The 15,876-nt window shown below is 68.8% G+C and carries 13 protein-coding genes and 5 pseudogenes; 10 read left to right on the forward strand and 8 right to left on the reverse strand.

The genetic code is table 11. The annotated features are described in order from the left end of the window. Window positions 1-1,003: 1,003 nt before the first annotated feature. Window positions 1,004-1,408 (forward strand): hypothetical protein, encoded by a 405-nt coding sequence (locus ACTWQC_RS01650; RefSeq protein WP_443313659.1) that lies wholly within the window; start codon window positions 1,004-1,006, stop codon window positions 1,406-1,408. On the opposite strand, the gene ACTWQC_RS01655 is transcribed toward ACTWQC_RS01650, so the two are convergent. Both ACTWQC_RS01655 and ACTWQC_RS01660 read right to left on the reverse strand, forming a co-directional pair. After that, window positions 1,400-1,789: a putative RNA methyltransferase gene (locus ACTWQC_RS01655; RefSeq protein ID WP_443313660.1), complete on the reverse strand. Its 390-nt coding sequence runs from the start codon at window positions 1,787-1,789 to the stop codon at window positions 1,400-1,402. The genes ACTWQC_RS01650 and ACTWQC_RS01655 overlap by 9 nt on opposite strands. Window positions 1,790-2,531: 742 nt before the next feature. Then, complete coding sequence (locus tag ACTWQC_RS01660; RefSeq protein WP_443313661.1) at window positions 2,532-3,179, reverse strand: CatB-related O-acetyltransferase; 648 nt, start codon at window positions 3,177-3,179, stop codon at window positions 2,532-2,534. A 335-nt stretch (window positions 3,180-3,514) separates the two neighbouring features. On the opposite strand from ACTWQC_RS01660, the gene ACTWQC_RS01665 reads away from it, so the two are divergent. Then, the gene (locus tag ACTWQC_RS01665; protein WP_443313941.1) at window positions 3,515-3,724 is read left to right on the forward strand and encodes a hypothetical protein; all 210 of its coding nucleotides are present in this window, start codon (window positions 3,515-3,517) and stop codon (window positions 3,722-3,724) included. Window positions 3,725-3,873: 149 nt separating this feature from the next. Here ACTWQC_RS01665 and ACTWQC_RS01670 read toward each other — a convergent pair. Then, window positions 3,874-3,939 (reverse strand): annotated as a pseudogene (locus ACTWQC_RS01670) (hypothetical protein); the annotation flags it as partial. A gap of 416 nt (window positions 3,940-4,355) precedes the next feature. Here ACTWQC_RS01670 and ACTWQC_RS01675 point away from each other — a divergent pair. Next, window positions 4,356-5,591: an epoxide hydrolase family protein gene (locus ACTWQC_RS01675; protein WP_443313662.1), complete on the forward strand. Its 1,236-nt coding sequence runs from the start codon at window positions 4,356-4,358 to the stop codon at window positions 5,589-5,591. A gap of 306 nt (window positions 5,592-5,897) precedes the next feature. On the opposite strand, the gene ACTWQC_RS01680 is transcribed toward ACTWQC_RS01675, so the two are convergent. The 3 genes and pseudogenes from ACTWQC_RS01680 to ACTWQC_RS01690 form a co-directional block, all read right to left on the reverse strand. Further along, window positions 5,898-6,227 carry a Tn3 family transposase gene (locus ACTWQC_RS01680; protein ID WP_443313663.1) on the reverse strand — a complete coding sequence of 110 codons (330 nt, stop codon included), beginning with the start codon at window positions 6,225-6,227 and terminating at the stop codon, window positions 5,898-5,900. A 13-nt stretch (window positions 6,228-6,240) separates the two neighbouring features. Next, window positions 6,241-6,528 (reverse strand): Tn3 family transposase, encoded by a 288-nt coding sequence (locus ACTWQC_RS01685; RefSeq protein WP_443313917.1) that lies wholly within the window; start codon window positions 6,526-6,528, stop codon window positions 6,241-6,243. A 103-nt stretch (window positions 6,529-6,631) separates the two neighbouring features. Then, window positions 6,632-7,078 (reverse strand): annotated as a pseudogene (locus ACTWQC_RS01690) (Tn3 family transposase); the annotation flags it as partial. Between the two features lie 198 nt (window positions 7,079-7,276). Between ACTWQC_RS01690 and ACTWQC_RS01695 the strand changes: the two are divergent. The 4 genes from ACTWQC_RS01695 to ACTWQC_RS01710 all read left to right on the forward strand — a co-directional run bounded on the left by ACTWQC_RS01695 (window position 7,277) and on the right by ACTWQC_RS01710 (window position 12,471). Further along, window positions 7,277-9,604, forward strand: coding sequence for a hypothetical protein (locus ACTWQC_RS01695; protein WP_443313664.1), 2,328 nt, complete (start codon window positions 7,277-7,279; stop codon window positions 9,602-9,604). Window positions 9,605-9,660: 56 nt separating this feature from the next. Beyond that, on the forward strand, window positions 9,661-10,428 hold the full coding sequence (locus ACTWQC_RS01700; RefSeq protein WP_443313665.1) for a hypothetical protein: 768 nt from the start codon (window positions 9,661-9,663) through the stop codon (window positions 10,426-10,428). A gap of 174 nt (window positions 10,429-10,602) precedes the next feature. Next, window positions 10,603-11,016, forward strand: a complete 414-nt coding sequence (locus ACTWQC_RS01705; protein WP_443313666.1) for a hypothetical protein — start codon at window positions 10,603-10,605, stop codon at window positions 11,014-11,016. A gap of 462 nt (window positions 11,017-11,478) precedes the next feature. Then, window positions 11,479-12,471, forward strand: coding sequence for an ankyrin repeat domain-containing protein (locus ACTWQC_RS01710; protein WP_443313667.1), 993 nt, complete (start codon window positions 11,479-11,481; stop codon window positions 12,469-12,471). 661 nt (window positions 12,472-13,132) lie between these two features. Here ACTWQC_RS01710 and ACTWQC_RS01715 read toward each other — a convergent pair. After that, a pseudogene (locus tag ACTWQC_RS01715) lies at window positions 13,133-13,273 on the reverse strand (IS5/IS1182 family transposase); the annotation flags it as partial. Between the two features lie 202 nt (window positions 13,274-13,475). Here ACTWQC_RS01715 and ACTWQC_RS01720 point away from each other — a divergent pair. From ACTWQC_RS01720 to ACTWQC_RS01730, 3 genes and pseudogenes are all read left to right on the forward strand, one after another. Further along, window positions 13,476-13,970, forward strand: coding sequence for a nitroreductase/quinone reductase family protein (locus tag ACTWQC_RS01720; RefSeq protein WP_443313668.1), 495 nt, complete (start codon window positions 13,476-13,478; stop codon window positions 13,968-13,970). A gap of 85 nt (window positions 13,971-14,055) precedes the next feature. After that, window positions 14,056-14,580: pseudogene (locus tag ACTWQC_RS01725) on the forward strand (transposase family protein); the annotation flags it as partial. Window positions 14,581-14,906: 326 nt separating this feature from the next. Further along, window positions 14,907-15,306 (forward strand): annotated as a pseudogene (locus ACTWQC_RS01730) (RNA polymerase sigma factor); the annotation flags it as partial. Window positions 15,307-15,345: 39 nt separating this feature from the next. On the opposite strand, the gene ACTWQC_RS01735 reads toward ACTWQC_RS01730, so the two are convergent. Beyond that, a complete protein-coding gene (locus tag ACTWQC_RS01735; protein WP_443313669.1) occupies window positions 15,346-15,870 on the reverse strand; it encodes a TIGR03086 family metal-binding protein in 525 nt (174 codons plus the stop codon). Between the last annotated feature and the right edge of the window lie 6 nt (window positions 15,871-15,876).

Here is a 15,876-nt window from a genome sequence, read left to right on the forward strand (position 1 = left end):
CACCCAGGCCCTCCTCCGCCTCGCCCGCCACCGCATCAGCGTGCTGTTCGCCATGCTCCGCGACGGCACCTTCTACGAACCCAGAACCCCACGCCTCGCTTGACCACAGACATAGAGGCACCCCCCCCGGCCCGCACACAGCGGAGAATCCGTCAGCTCCACAAGCAGCCCTGCGGAGCAGACAGTCGCAGAAACCGGCCCCCAGCCCGCACACACAGTCAGAGACCGGCCCAGACCGGGCCACCCAGCACATACAACGTCACCACCCACAACCCAAGACGATGCCCGTCGCGCCGAAACACACGACGCCATAGCCGGATCGTGCAGGTCTTCCCCGCCGCACCCAGGCCTTGCGGGCCCAGAGCAGCACGCGGCCGACGAGTTGGACGGGCCCCCCAAGGGAGACGGCTCCGCACTGCCAGCGAGCCCCCGGCCATCGGTAGGGGCCGCTGGCAGCCTCTTTCGGCGAGTTTCGACGGGCGGGGTTCTCGCTCTGTTGTTGCGAGCGATCTTGGTGACGTGCGTTCTCGGTGGTCCGGGCGGTGTTGGGCGTCGCCTGAGTGATCGTCGACGGCGGCTGCCCAGCAACCCGCGGACGGCCCAGAGTCGGCCCAACGTTCGGCCTTCTCCCTTCTCGACTGAGGTAACTCAGGTTGGCCAGCAGACCATTCTTCCGGGACCAGACAATCTGTGACGCCCTGCCGGCTCCACGGCCTCTGCCGCCGAGCCGATATCCACGAAGCGTTCCTGAAGCTCGCCTGCTGTGTGATCACCCACCGGCAACTCGACTCATTGTGTTAGCCGCTGTAACTGATCGTTTTCAGAATGTCCTTCGAGGGTCGCAATGGTGGATGCTTCGACCGGTTTCAGCCCAGCCAGGTGGAGCTGCTCGGGGGCAGACTCATGTCCCCCTAGCAGCTGGTGATCTTATTCAATGGGGTCGGTAGACCGACGCGACGAAGGAGACGGTCACCGGCAGGGGAGTGTCCAAGGACGCGATGCGGTGGTGCAGTTCTTCGGGGCTGATGTGGTGCGCGCTCGGGCTCATGGTGACCAGGTGGGCGATGTCCTGGCCGGTGAGGGGGATGACGAACTCCTGAGGCTTGGTGTGTTCGCGCCAGAATTGCGCGGACAGCGTTCTGCGCAGGCGTTCTTCTTTGTAGGGGTCGACCGACAGCAGTCCGATGTGGTGCTGGAGTTCGAGCAGATGTCGGCGTGTGGGAGTGACGACCAGCAGGGCGCCGTCCGGCCGGAGGACGCGGTGGAACTCCCGACCGTTGCGGGGTGCGAAGACATTGAGCAGGAGGTGGACCGCATCGGTTCGGATGGGCAGAGGCTGCCAGAGGTCCCAGCTGGCTGCCGTCGAACGGGGATGGGCTCGTGCAGCAGAGCGCAGGGCCTACGTTGAGGTGTCCAGCCCCAGCCCCATGGCTGGGGGGAGGGCATCCAGAACTGCCGCGAGATAATGGCCGGTGCCGACGCCAGCGTCCAGGAGGGTGCCGTCGGACGGGCAGAGCACTGCGGCGAGTTCGGCGAGGGTGCGAGTGAGCGGCGCGTAGTGGCCGGCCTGGAGGAACGCAGTGCGGGCCCGGATCATGTCTGGGGTGTCGGCGCTGGTAGGACGCCGGTGCCCGGTCATCAGGCTGATGTATCCGTGGCGGGCGATGTTGAAAGTGTGCCGGTTGGCACACCGTAACGCACGGTCGGCGGATTCGAGGCGAGCTGGGCACAGGGGGCAGGTCAGGACGGCCAGAAGCCTGTCACGCGAGTCCCGGTGGGTGGTGGACATGGTCGCTCCTCGGCAGCGGTGAGCTGCGTGCTTGCAGTGGACGATGGGGTCGTCAGCGCCCGCGAGTCGACCGCGATGCCCAGCCGGCTGTTCCGGAAGGGTTGGTTCACCAGGTCCATTGCCATGACGAACAGCCCGTGCTCGGAGGCATGGTGGCTGTGAGATCAGCAGTCGGTAGCGGGCATGCCAAAGACAGCGGCGTGACGGCACGGTCTGGTCAGACCGGTGTCAGGCCGCTGTCCTCACCGCAGCGTCAGAGAAAGCAGTGCGGGATGCTCGTGCATGCCATGCCGCAAGACTACCGACCGGGTGAAGCATGATCCTTTTGGGCCGGTCTTCGGAGGCGGCGGAGGCAGATGATGCTGCCGGACGGCTCCAGCAGGGCCGGGTGGAGGTCTGCGGCGGCGTTCGTAGCAGGCTCGGCCTGCCAGCCTGCTGCGTCCTTCAAGGCGGCCTGGATCCACCGGTACTCATCGCAGAGTTTCGCAAGCATCTCAGTGCTCTCCTCGGCGAACTTGCGGTCCCTGCGTGCCTCCAAGGAGTGGCAGCCGGAGGGCCGCGCGGCGGCCGGGCGCGGACGTCGGAGCACGGGCGGCCTCGTCAACGAGACCCGCGCCCGGTTCGCCGTCGGCGGCGGCAGCTCGGAGGGCACGAGCCGAAGAACCCGCCGCTGCCGGCTGACCTCTACCAGGGCAACTCGACGGCCCGCCGCCCCACATGGGCGGCAGGGCCAGTAGTGCGGCTACTGCTTCCTCGGGGCCACGGCCTCGAGGTCGTCGATGCTGCCGGACATGATCGTGCGGATGTGCTCGGTGATGTGCTGGGTCGGCCAGTCCCACCAGGCGAGGGCCAGAAGGCGGGCGACGTCCTCATCGCTGTAGCGGCGACGGATGAGTCTGGCTGGGTTGCCGCCGACGATGCCGTAGTCAGGGACGTCGTCGACGACGACGGAGCCGGACGCGATGATCGCTCCGTGGCCGATGCGGACGCCGGGCATGATCATGGCCCGGTATCCGAACCAGACGTCGTTGCCGACCACGGTGTCACCCCGGCCGGGCAGGCCGGTGATCAGATCGAAGTGCTCGGCCCACGAGGCGCCCATGATCGGGAAAGGAAACGTCGAGGGGGCATCCAAGCGGTGATTGGCGCCGTTCATGATGAACCGCACGCCTTCGCCCAGCGCGCAGAACTTCCCTATGACCAGTTTCTCCGGCCCGTAGTGGTACAGCACGTTGCGGGTCTCGAACGCGGTCGGCTCGTCCGGATCGTCGTAGTAGGAGAACTCCCCGATCTCGATCAGCGGCGAGGTGACCAGCGGCCTCAGCAGCACGACACGAGGATGGTCGGGCATCGGGTGAACCACGGTCGGATCGGCAGGAACAGCTGGCATCACGAATCGACTTCCTCACACGCTACAGAGTGGCTCCACCCATGATCGCAACTTCCCCAACAGGCAAACCGCCACTGCACGCGCCGCGACAGGAGCGCTGTCCTTCAACGGCTGGACGAAGACCTTCACCGACCCGCGGCCATCGTTGACCGCCTCACCTTCAACGAAGCGATCACCCAGACCGGCACCGAGTCCTCCCGCCTGGCCCACGCCACGGCCCAGGCCGAACGCGCCGCCGCGAGCTGACCCGCGGCGCCAGACGGGAGGGCCCGGGTGGAACAGGGGAATGGTCTCCCGGGCCTACGCTCAGGGTGAGGCGGGTGAAGTGCTGCCGGATGGAGATGCGGGAGGAGAGCATCGGCTCGCGGCGCAGCACGGTGTGGCAGCCTTCCCCCTTCCCCGCCGACGAAGGTGACGGCGAGCTGTGTGGAGGGGTCGTCCCACAGATAGCGGAAGTATTCGAACGCTTCGCCGTTGAGCCACTGGGCTTCGTCGACGGCCAGGGCCCCGGGGTCCGCTGCCTCACGGTCAAGGCGCGTGCATAGCCAAGGCGGAGGTGCCCGACCAGTTCGGTGCCGGCGCTCGCAGGCCGGGGCAGCTCGGTCCACACCGATCCCGGTTTCCGTACGGCGGGGGTCGGCACGCTGAGCACCTTGGCGAGTTGGGGCACGAGGCGGACGCGGGCGGTGTGGTACTGGATCGCCACCTTCCCCTTGGTCGTACGGCACGGGGAGCCCGCCGGGGCGGTACAGGCGGACATCGGGCAGTCGCGTGCTTCCACGCGCTTGAAGTCGTCGGTCACGCCCCGGACTGCTTCATGAGGGTGTTTCAGAAGTCCAGTCGTTTGCAACGACCCATGAAACGTGATCGCCGCAGGTGGACCGTCGGACGGCCGCGTGTTTCACAGGCGACCGCCTATGCAACGCCGCCCCGGGGCGGATGTGGAAACGTTCTATCGTCAAAGCCGTTGAATGTCCGCGCTGGTGCCAAGGTGGTCGAGTCGCGGCGAAAGGAGCGCATCGGTTGCCTGGCCGCCCTGGCCGACCAGCTCGACGCGCACCACCGGCAGGCACTCGCCGCATCGCTGCCCGCACTCCTTGAAATGGCCCGGCTCGCCGCCCAACCACCCAACAGGCCGACGGCACCACTTCCCCCCTACCCAGAAAGAACCACGCCATGACCACCCCGCACGCCTTCCCCCTGGAGCCCACCCCGATCCATGTGTCCGACAAGGTCCTCGATGACCTGCGCGCCCGTCTCACATTGACCCGTCCGCCGCTGGACGAGGGGAATGGGGACTGGTCCTACGGCGTCCCGGACGGCTATCTCCGTGAGCTGGTCGCCTACTGGCGGGACGGCTACGACTGGCGCAAGGCCGAGGCCGCCATCAACGCCTACGAGCACTACCAGGCGAGCGTCGCCGGTGTACCAGTGCACTTCATGCGCAAGCCTGGCCGCGGCCCTAGCCCGATCCCGTTGATCCTCACCCACGGCTGGCCGTGGACGTTCTGGCACTGGTCGAAGGTGATCGACCCGCTCGCCGACCCGGCCGCCTTCGGCGGTGACCCCGCCGACGCGTTCGACGTCATCGTGCCGTCCCTGCCCGGCTTCGGTTTCCCCGGCCCGCTCACCGGCTTTTCGGACGTCAACTTCTGGAAGGTCTCCGACCTCTGGCACACCCTGATGACCGAGACTCTGGGATACGAGAAGTACGCCGCCGGGGGCTGCGACATCGGCGGGATCGTCTCCAGCCAGCTCGGCCACAAGTACGCTGACGAGCTGTACGGCATCCACATCGGCTCCGGGCTGCCGCTCGACTTCTTCACCGGCCCCCGCGCCTGGGACTTCGCCCGGAATCGGCCCCTCACCGACGACCAGCCCGCCGACGTCCGCGCCCGCATCATCGAGCTGGACCACCGCTCGGCGGCCCACCTCGCCGTGCACATGCTCGACGGCGCCACCCTGGCCCACGGGCTGAGCGACTCACCCGCCGGACTGCTCGCCTGGCTGCTGGAGCGCTGGAACGCCTGGAGCGACAACGGCGGCGACGTCGAGTCCGTCTTCACCAAGGACGACCTGCTCACCCACGCCACGATCTACTGGGTGAACAACTCCATCGCCACGTCGATGCGTTACTACGCCAACGCCAACCGCTACCCCTGGGCCCCCGCCCACGACCGCACCCCGGTCGTGCAGGCCCCGGTCGGCCTCACCTTCGTCACGTACGAGAACCCGCCCGGCATCCACACCACCAACGAGCGCGTCCGGGCGTTCAAGGCCAGCCCGCAGGCTGACTGGTTCAACCACGTCAACGTCAACGCCCACGACCACGGCGGCCACTTCATCCCCTGGGAGAACCCCGACGCCTGGGTGAGCGACCTGCGCCGCACCTTCCACGGCCGCAGGCCCTGAACGACCCTGCGGGCTCGTCCGGCAACGGGCCAGGCGAACGTTGCCTGGCGAGAGCGTGCGCGTCGGCTGACCGGCCCGCGCCGCCCGCCACGCCGTCTGCCTGCGCCGGCCTCCCTACGGGGACTCCGCTCGCCGCCACCTCCCGGGAGCCCCGTCCGCCGGTACAGCACGGCGTATCAGCCTCACCACCAGCGCCGTGCTGCTCCTGCTCACCGCTCTGGCGGCCAAGGCACTCCCGTCCGCCGTGCCCGCCAGCCCGCCACAGGGCCTCGTTCAGCCTCGGGTCGGTGAAGTCCTGGAAGTCATTCACTGTGTCTCCGTACGCGATCGGTCGGCGGTGTCCGCCGGGGTGCGGGGGCGGGGCACGGCGGCGGCCGGCCCCAGGTCGAGGCGCTTGTCCATGTCCAGGCGGAAGGTGCCGTACGGGTTGACGCTGGACCAGAACAGCGCGGTCAGGCCGCGCCGGTCCTCCTCGCTCAGCCGCGATGCCCAGGCCGGTTCGGCCAGGACGTGCTGAACCAGCAGGGTGTTGACGTGGACGAGCGCGGACTGGAGCAGGTGCAGGGCGAGCACCGAGGTCTCGGCGTGCTCCTTGTCCGGGCCGGTCAGGGCACCGTCCTTGCCGTAGTGGAGCACGGTAGCCGCGGGACTACCAGTCGCGGCCGCTGCGGCCGCGCTTGTTCGCGCTGTTCCGGTTCTCCACGACCTGGAGCCCGCCGTGGATCTCCCGGCGCAGGCCGGGGCCGGCCAAATAGTCGCAGGCGAAGACCGTGCGGACCGCGCGCCCGAGTTCTTCGAGGGCCTGGTACGTGGGGTGCTTGGGGCCACCGCGGGTGAAGCGCCGCAGCACCTGCTCGGCCTCCGCCGTCCCGAGCCGGAGCGCGGTGGCGTATTTGACCCTCTGGTCGCACTGCTGCTCGATCAGCTCCCAGCGGATCGGGGCGCGTCAGCGAGGTGCCGAGGGCGGGCCGGCCGGGCGGGGTCTCGTCCGGGCGGTACAGACGGATGCTGCCGATGTCCTTCAGCCTCGGCAGCAGGCGGAAGTTGAGCAGCTCGGTGAAGGCGAACCCGACCACGCTCGCACCGTGGGTATCGACGTAGTTGGACTCGATCTCGGCGTCCGTGCAGTGCCGCAGCAGGCCCTCGATCATCGCCGCGACCTCGGACGAGGAACAGGACTTCAGCTGGGAGTAGATGCAGACGTTCTTGGCTCGAGGTGCCAGTAGATCATTACGCCCGTTGCCGCCGTAGCGGGCGTGGTGCTCGGTCATGAAGTTGCTGGACCAGGATCCGAACTTCTTCGAGTCCGACGCGCAGGCATTGCCACGGCCCCACCAGGCGGTGTCGCGGGCGGCGAAGGTGGCGTTGACGAGCCTGGCCACGGCGGCACGGAGGTTGTCGACGGTGATGAAGTGCCGGTGCACGTGCCGCAGCGCGGCCTCGCTCTCGCCGTGCTCGCCGGTCGCCACGATCGCGCGGATGCCCATGTTCGTGCCCAGCGCGAACGGCGCCAGCAGCAGGCGGCGCTGAGGGGCGGCCGACCCCCTCTACTGGGGTACGCCCGCACCACCCCAGTGATGCAAGCGGCATGGCCAATTCCGGTGGTGACACCTGCATGGACGGCACACAGGATCGGTCGGGGCACTCAACTGCCCCTTGGGCTATGTCCATACAAGGGGGGAATTTTGCGTTTACGTCTGCGCACCGTCCTGACCGCTCTGGCGTTATTCGCCGGAGCACTCAGCCAGACTCAGTCGGCCACCGCCGCGCCCGCGACCGATCCGCTCGCCGCCTGCGACCAGCGCAGCGATAAGGCGCCGCGCTGTGTCACCGCCACCGCGAAGCTGGACAGAGCACCCGCCGTGGGCGGCACCGCCGCGCTCTCCGTCACCGTCAGCTCCAAGGCCGATGTGCCCGGGGCGCGTATCCACATCGACCTGCCCAACGGTCTGACATGGGCGGCCGAGCCCACCGGGTTCACCACCGGCAAGAAGGAGACGACCCAGCCGGACGAGGGCGGGTCCGTCACCCGCGCATCCCGCTCCACGGATCTCGACCGCGGACAGTCCCTGCGGTTCACCGGCAAGGTGACAGCCGCGGCCGCCGGTGACTACGCGATCCGGGTACGGGTCCTGCCGCCCTCGGGATACGGCCTGGGCACCGAGCAGTCCGCCCTGCTCACCGTCGGCAAGACCGCCGCCAACTCCCGGCTGGGGCTGGACTCAGGACCGTATGCCACCGCCCACCTGCCCGCTGGCACCAAGGTGGGCCGGCAGACCACGCTGCCCGCGCCGAAGCTGGGAGGCTTGGCCGTCCCGGACAGCGCCTCGGCCACCGCGGCAGCGGCCCTCAGCTGCGTACGCGGTAGCTTCAGCTACACCGACCGGGACGGCAACTGGCAGTCCTCCGTCAACCTCCAGGTGCAGGTGTGGGACGAGGATCCGGCCAACAGCGACGATCTGCTCACGGTCGGCCTCACCGACGCAAACGGCCGCTACCGGCTCTGCTTCGACAACAGCACCGATGCGCGCGGCGGCCAGGACGTGTATCTCCGCTTCGTCACCCAGAACGGCCAGTGGGGCGTGGAACGGGACGACGACCCCTGGACGTTCCGCACCGGTCAGCGGGACAACCTCGGCGACGGCACCACCACCGACTTCGGCGATCTGTCGCCCGCCGACCGCCGGCTCGACCGCTCGCTGCGCGTCTACGACGTGGCCAACACCGCCTCCGCCTGGACCCCGGGCGACTGCTGGGACTCCCGCGATCCCGACTGTGAGCGCATCGACTTCAACTGGGAGCCGGGGCAGACCGAGGGCACCTTCTTCCGCCCCGGCGAAGATGAGATCTATCTGATCGACCAGGACGCCGACGACCGCAACGTGGTGGCGCACGAGCTGGGCCACGCCGTGATGGATGACCTGTATGACGACAACGACTTCGAGACAAACTGCGGCTCCGACCACCAGGCGCACAAGCAGGAGACGGAGGAGTGCGCCTGGAGCGAGGGCTTCGGCGACTGGTACGGCGTCGCTGTCTTCAACGACCCGGTCTACCGGGACACCGTCGACCAGAACATCAACGTCGACTTCGATGCCGCGACCTGGGGCTCGGTCCGCACCGACATGGCCAATGACCCGTGGGACAACGGCGACCGGGTGGAGGGCCGTATCGCGGGCGCCCTGTGGGATCTGGTCGACGGCGGCGACGAGGCCTTCGACGACTACAACGACACCCTCGACAACGTCTGGTACACCTTCCTCGACGACCGCCCGCACACCTTCCACGACTGGTGGACGGAGCGCGGCGGCAACGGCAAAGAGACCGGCGAGGCGGCGCTCGGCGCCCTTTACCAGAACACCATCGACTACGACTTCCGTGACCGTCTCGCCGACCATGTGTCGCTGAGCAGACCGACCCCGCTCGTCGACCACAACTACCGCTTCGACACGACCAAGATCTTCTGGTCTGTGGTGACGCTGCGGCCGCCGGCGAACACGGACTACGACCTGTCGCTCTACGAGGACTCGGGCCTGAGCAACCTGCTGGCGAGCAGCGTCCACACCGGTGACGCCACGGACTTCGTCGCCATCAACTCCAACCGCCGCGATCTGGGGGACTACTACCCGCAGGTGCGACGCCCCGGTGGGACCGGCACCGGCGACTACCGGATCGAGGGCGATGAGACGGAGGGCCTGCTGGCCGACACCCAGACCATCACCATGGGCGCCAACCGGCTCGCGGCGGTCTGGGACGTGTGCCTGTCCGCGCAGCAGGACGTCACCCTCACGGTGACGCCCTCGGCCGGCAGCCAGGATGCGGAGCTGTACGTCCTGTCGGCCGACTCCGGCGGCTCCGACAACGTGGCGAACCGGACCGACGCCACAGCGAGCAGTACGGGCCACGGCGCCGGCGATGCCGAACAGCTGACGGTCTCCCTGGGCGACGGCTGCCATGGCGTGGTCGTCGTGAACCGTGCGGGCAGCGGCAGCTACACCATCACGCGTTCGTAGCCAGTCAGGGGGCGGCCGGGTCCCTCCGGCCGCCCCGCAGTCCAACCGGAGTGACCATGCGCCTCACCCCTGCGCTGCGCCGGATCGCAGCTGCACTGGCCCTGCTGTCGGCCACCGCCTGCGGCGCGGACAAGCCCGTGCCCCCCGGCGGCCCTCCGTCCGGCAGCACCACTCTGGTGCTGGGCGTCCGCGACATCCCCGGCAAGCCCGGCGCCGCCAAGCTGCGCCCCATGCCAGGCATCTCGCTGTACGGCGACGGCACGCTGGTAGCCCCGTCGGGCCAGACGGGGGCACTGGAGCGCGCCACGGCGTACCACCTGACGAAAGACCAACTCAAGCGCCTCTACGCGGACGCGTACGCCCAGGGCCTGGCAAGGACCCGCAGCCCGGAGAAGTCGGAGACGATCGATGGCACCACACTGCTGATCACCCTCACTACGGACCAGGGTGTGGTGACCACCCGAGCCCCCGCAGACGGCAGCCTCCAGGACTACCGAGCCGGCCTGGCCCCCGCCTCCTGGCCATCCACCGCCTTCAGCGCCAACCCCCGCCCATATGACCCACCTCGCCTGGCAGTCTTCGCCGGCTACACCACGGCCTCCACAGCCCCCGCGAAACCCTGGCCCTTCACACCCCCCGACCAGGGCACACAGACCCGCGAAGGCTGGTGCACGATCCTCACCCCACACCAGTCGGCCCAAGCAAAGCCCCTGGCCGACAAAGCCACCCCGGAAACTCCCTGGACCTCCTCAGGCCACACCTACTGGCTGACGTTCCGCCCTCTGCTCCCCCACGAACGCGACTGCGCCGACCTGGGCCCATGAACAGGGGGTATCCGGCGCCCGTGCCGCGAGCGGCACACCGACGGACAGAACACCCTCGCCTTCGCCGACGGCATCAGCGGACCACCGCACCCCGCACACAGCCGCGGCCCAGAGCCATCGCCCGCGACCACGACCACGACCAACCGCAGCCGGGGAACGCCGTCCCCCAGCGACATGACCCACGCCTACGAGGACATCTTCGAGTCCGGTGGTAAGAACGCCGGCAGGGTCTTCGCGGCCTCCTCCACGCTGACCGAGGCCAAGAGGATCTACAAGGAACGCAACGACGAGTTCGGCTCCAGGGCCCGGGTTGCCTTCTTCGAGACCAAGCCGGCCCACACCCAGACGTACGCGCTGAAGACGAAGGACGGCGGGGTCCTGACGATCGCGCCGCTCTCCCACAAGAAGGAAACCCTGGTGACGCACTCCGGTCTCGAGATCCGTCCTTCGTCCGTAGAGGCCATCTACAACAGCCGCCGCCGCCCGATCGTCGTCACCGACTTCCACGGTCAGGGCCTCTTCAACCTCCCAGCCAACGGCAAGCCAAAGGCCCTCGACGGCGTGTACACCGTCATCGATTCCCGATAACACAGGCCCGTTGCTGGGCCGTACCAGTCAGCTGGGTCGTGACCCCCCGTCGGCCATGAGCCCTCCTCCGACATTGCACCCCCACACCGTCGGATTCGTGCCCGCGGGCTTCAAGCAGTCGCGGGGTCGACCTCGTCGCCGGGAAACACAGCTGGTCCCACGAACGTCGGCGCCTCGCCCCTGGCTCGGAACGCAGGAGGGCCCGTCGCCGCCGGGACTTCCTGCTGTCCGCCGCAACGGTCTTAACCGGGTCAAGGGTCATCGCCCCCGCTCTTCTTGCCGCGTCATGACGTGTTGGGCGGCAGGGGGTGCCCAGCGATGTTCTGGTGGCGTTAGCTGGGGCCGAGAAGCTGTTTCCGAACTTCGCTCCTGTTGGTGAGTGCACACCTGAGCTCTGTTACAAGCAGCGAGGCAGTATCTGCGAGTTCTGGTGCTGTCAGTGCTGTTTGCGACGATCACGACATGAGCGAGAGAAGCTGGTACCTCCAGGACTGGGGCGATCTGGCGTGCGTCAGGGCGCGGCTTGAGAGTGAGGAGTCTCCGACCGACCGATTGGGGTCCGATTACGTCTGGGAGACGCCTTTGCACCTGGCGGCTGAGAGGGGCACCGCCGAGGCAGTGGCGGTGATGCTCGAGTTCGCGCAGGAGGTGGATGTGCCGGACGCACAGGGGCTCACGCCTTTGTGGCGGGCAGTCGCGGGCGTGCAGGGCGAGACCGTGCAGGTTCTGCTCGACGCGGGAGCCAATGCGTGGCGGCCCTGCGTGGGTGAGTGGACGCCGGGGCGGCTGGCGCTGACGACGGAGCTGGCACCTTTGGTGGAAAGGACGCCGGGAGCAGTGCCGTTGAGCGCGGCACAACGGGTGGACCAGGTACGGGCCGACCGGCTCATCGGCGTGTTCGCAGCAGAGCAGATCCACTCCGATGGCCTTGAGGTGACTTTCGCCGACGTGGTCGGCGAAGACGAGGTCATCGGCCGGCTCGGCGCCGACCCGGCGGATTGCCCCGTGCTGCAGCAGGATCCGCAGGTGGACCAGTTCTCGCTGTTCGACGCGGCCGGTGGCCACGCGCTGGGCGTCACCGGTACCGCGAACGGCTGCATCATCAGCCAGCCCTTCTGGCAGGCACTGGACCACCACGAACTGTCCCGCAGACTGTCCCCGGCCACCACCTACAGCCTCTTCTTCAACCCCAAGGGCGGCACTTTCGGCACGCTCTACCGCGACGGCAATCAGGTGCGGCGTGAGGAGATCGGCCACGGTGCCCCGTGGCCGGATGATCCGCCGGAGCACTGGCTCTACCGCTTCTGGCAGCGACCCGGCATAACCTTCCCCTACGACGCCAACCTCCTCGCGTACGCCTGCGCGATGGGAGGCATCTCAAAGGCAAACGTCAGGGACGCCTGGGCGCTGAGCATAGGACCGCGTCGCATCGTGCGGGTGCCGGCACGGGTGTGAGTGCCTGATCTCTAGTGCCGCTCAGGCACGTGACGTGGCTTCTGCAGCGTTGACGCCTGGCCCTGGGTACGCACTGTTACATGAGGAAGGCCTCTCTTCACTTATGGTGACCCGCGAGTCGGGCCGCTCACTGGGCGGCGCGGCGGCAGCAGAGGTGACGGCGTTCGCTGCGACCGCGCCCGCGGAAGAGCCGCGGTGCGGGCAGCCAGCTCCGCGTCCCGGGCGCCAGTGCAGCCACCAGTGACCGTCGTTGTGTGTGGCCGTTCCTGAGGCGCCGGGGGTGCTTGTGAGGGCGGCGACGGGCCGGCCGCGTCAGCGGATGTTGCGGTGAGGCGCCAGGCTCAATTGGGCGAGGGCTCTCCCGGGACAGGGCACATCCTTTGGGTCGGTGCGCTGAGGGTCCGGGATGTTAGCCGGTGAAGGCGGCCCGGAGGTCACTCACATCGGGCCCGCTGTCCTGCTCAGGGACATCCCACTGGTTACCTGTTGCCGGCGCCGTCCGTGTAGATCAAGTCGCCTCCGCGCTGGGATTCCCTCACATCGAAGGCTACGTACGACCACACGGGCTCTCCCGGCTGCACCGGCCCCTCCTCTTCGAGAACGCCCCCGAGCTTGGCGCCGCCGAAGCGGGCCCACGCCTGGCGCTGAAGCCGCGCCGCCGCAAAGCACAGGGCCGGCCCCGCCGGACCGCATCGGCGCCCTCGCGGCGTAAAGCGGTCACCAGCCTCCGGAACAGCCGCGGGCTGAGACGGGTGAATGGAGCTGTCCAGGACGGCTCCGGCGCCGTGATCACACCACCCACACCAAGATCATCTCACCCCTGATGCGGACATCAGGCGGCTGCCCAGTTCGCTTCCCTCATCCTCACGTCTGCTCCGATCGAGCGGTAGGGCCGAGGTGTCATCCGACGTGTGCCAGCAGGCCGTCGGCTCTACCGGCCGCCGGCGGCTGCGGTTAGCATCCTGTTCGTGACCGCAGCCAGCCAGGGTGTGTGAGAGGTCGCCATGTCGGTCGAGCGCCGGACGAAACCACCGCGGCTCCCGCCGCGCTGGTTCATCCGTCTGGCCTGGTCGGTGCACCGGGGCATGTACCGGGTCTTTGGCGGCCGGATCGGGCTGTGGCGACCACGCGCCAATGGGTGGGGCGCGCTGCGGCTGACCACCACCGGGCGCCGCACCGGCCGGCAGCGCAGCGTCATCATCGGGTATTTCGAGGACGGTCCGAACCTGGTCTCGCTGGCGATGAACGGGTGGGGTGAGGGTGAGCCCGCCTGGTGGCTCAACCTGCAGACGCACCCGGACGCGACCGTCGATCTGGTCGACGGGCGGCGGCTGGTACGAGGTCACGCCGCAAGAGGTGACGAGCGGTTGCGGCTCTGGGCCCGCTGGAGCGAGATCGACACGAATCTGGACGCCTACGCGGCGCTGCGGTCGTCCGAGACCGCGGTGGTGGTCCTGGAGCCCAGACCCAGCGCGCCGAACACGATGCGGGGTAGCTGACCGGCTGACGACCCACCCCACGACTGCCGCCTCAAGAGCGACGACGTCCACCACGCCACGCTCGACATCGCCCGCCTGCACAACGCGGTTGCTGAGGGCGGTGCGGGAGCGCGGTGGGGAGGGCACGGGCTGGGGCCGTCCGTGGTGTCTGCCGCTGGCCGAGCGGGTGCTGCTGGTGGCGGTGTACTACCGCAGCAACCTGACCACGCGGCAGCTCGTCCCGCTGTTCGGCGTCTCACCCGCCACCGTGTGCCGGATGATCCAGCGGCTGGGCCCGCTGCTCGCGCTGGAGCCGGTGCGTCCGTCGGCGGAAGCCGTGGACCGTCTGTGGATCGTGGACGGCACCTTGATCCCCGTGCGCGACCGCACGGTGGCCCCATCCTCGCGTAACTACCGGTTCTCGGTGAACGTGCAGGTCATCGTGGATGTGGACACGCGCCTGGTGGTGGCCGCGGCTCGTCCGAGGCCCGGCACCACCGCCGACGTCAGGGCCTGGCGAGACTCCGGACTGGCCGAACACTGCCAGGGCGTCACGGTGCTCGGCGACGGCGCGTACATCAATACGGGACTGGTCGTGCCGCATCGCAAACGTCCAGGGTGCGCACTGCTGAGTGCCCGTTTCTCAACCCTCCTTCTGGATTCTTGCGGCGTCTCGGCTGGCTGTGTGGCCCAGGTCAACGGGCCGGTGGGTGAGTGGCGCTGTCCTGGGTGCGATTTACGGTTGAGGTCGGATGCTCCGCCCCGGGGGTGTACTGCTCGGGGCTGTGCCGTTCCAGGTAGTGACGCCGGGTACGGCGGATCCGGCTGCGGGTGGCGGCACTTCAACGGGGCGAGGGGCGGCGGATCTGCCCGGTCTGCGGGGCTGACTGGGTGGCCGGGGGGATCATCGCCGTAGCGCGGTTTACTGCTCGCCACGTTGCCGGAAGACGGAGCGGCGACCTGGTGCTCCTCGCCGAGGGCCAGGCCCTGGTCCGTCGATGTCTATGTCGCGGTCGGCCGGGGCCGTACCAGATCCAGGCCGCGATCAACACCGTCCACAGTGACGCTCCGACGGCGGACGCCACCGACTGGGGCCAGGTCGTGCAGTTCGACGACCAGCTGATGGCCCTGGCCCCGACCCGGTGGTCGGGCTCAACCGCGCGGTCGCTGTGGCAGAGACCCGGGGGCGGCGGCGGTTGCCCCTGTTCGAGGCCCTGGATTCTGGATGGCTACCACGTCTTCCATGCCGCCCGCGTCGACCTGCTCCGCCGCCTCGGCCGCGGCGGCGGAAGCGTACGACAAGGCGGCGGTACACGCCGACAACGCCGCTGAGCGGGCGTGCCTGCACCGCGCGCGATGTCCTGCGCTGACCCCGCCGACGGTGCCTTCCAACTCGTCAGGGCTTGCGGCCGATGAAGGCGAGCAAGCGAGTCTGGACGTCGGCGCTCTCCGGCACCTCGACCCGCGGTCCGTACTGCCCGCTCGCACGGAGCACGTCGTCGAGCGGCAGCATCCCGTCGAGCAACTGGGCGCATTTGGCGGGGTCGAGGTGTTCGTCCTGACCGGTGGCCCGTGCCAGGTCCCAGGTGTGCATGAAGACATCGGCGGTGTAGAACCGGTCGACCGCCTGGTCCAGTGGGATCTCTCCGATGTGCGGGTTCGACAGCAGCTTGTGTGCGGTGGCCGGATCGTCGAGGAGGGCCTGCACCCCATCGCGGTGCGTCGCCCAGGCGGCCACCGGGTCGTCGTCCACCGAGGGCCCTTTCGGCAGTTCGACTCCGGCGCCGGCTTTCAGGAAGTCGGGGAACCACTCGACGAGGTGACGGACGACGTCCCGGGCTGCCCACCCCTCGCACGGCGCCGGGTTGTCCCATGCCTCTGGATCCGTGCCGCGTACGCGGTCGGTGAATACGCGTGCCACGGTGCG

The sequence above is a fragment of the Streptomyces sp. 8N616 genome (genome assembly GCF_052246385.1).
In the GTDB taxonomy this organism is placed as follows: domain Bacteria; phylum Actinomycetota; class Actinomycetes; order Streptomycetales; family Streptomycetaceae; genus Streptomyces.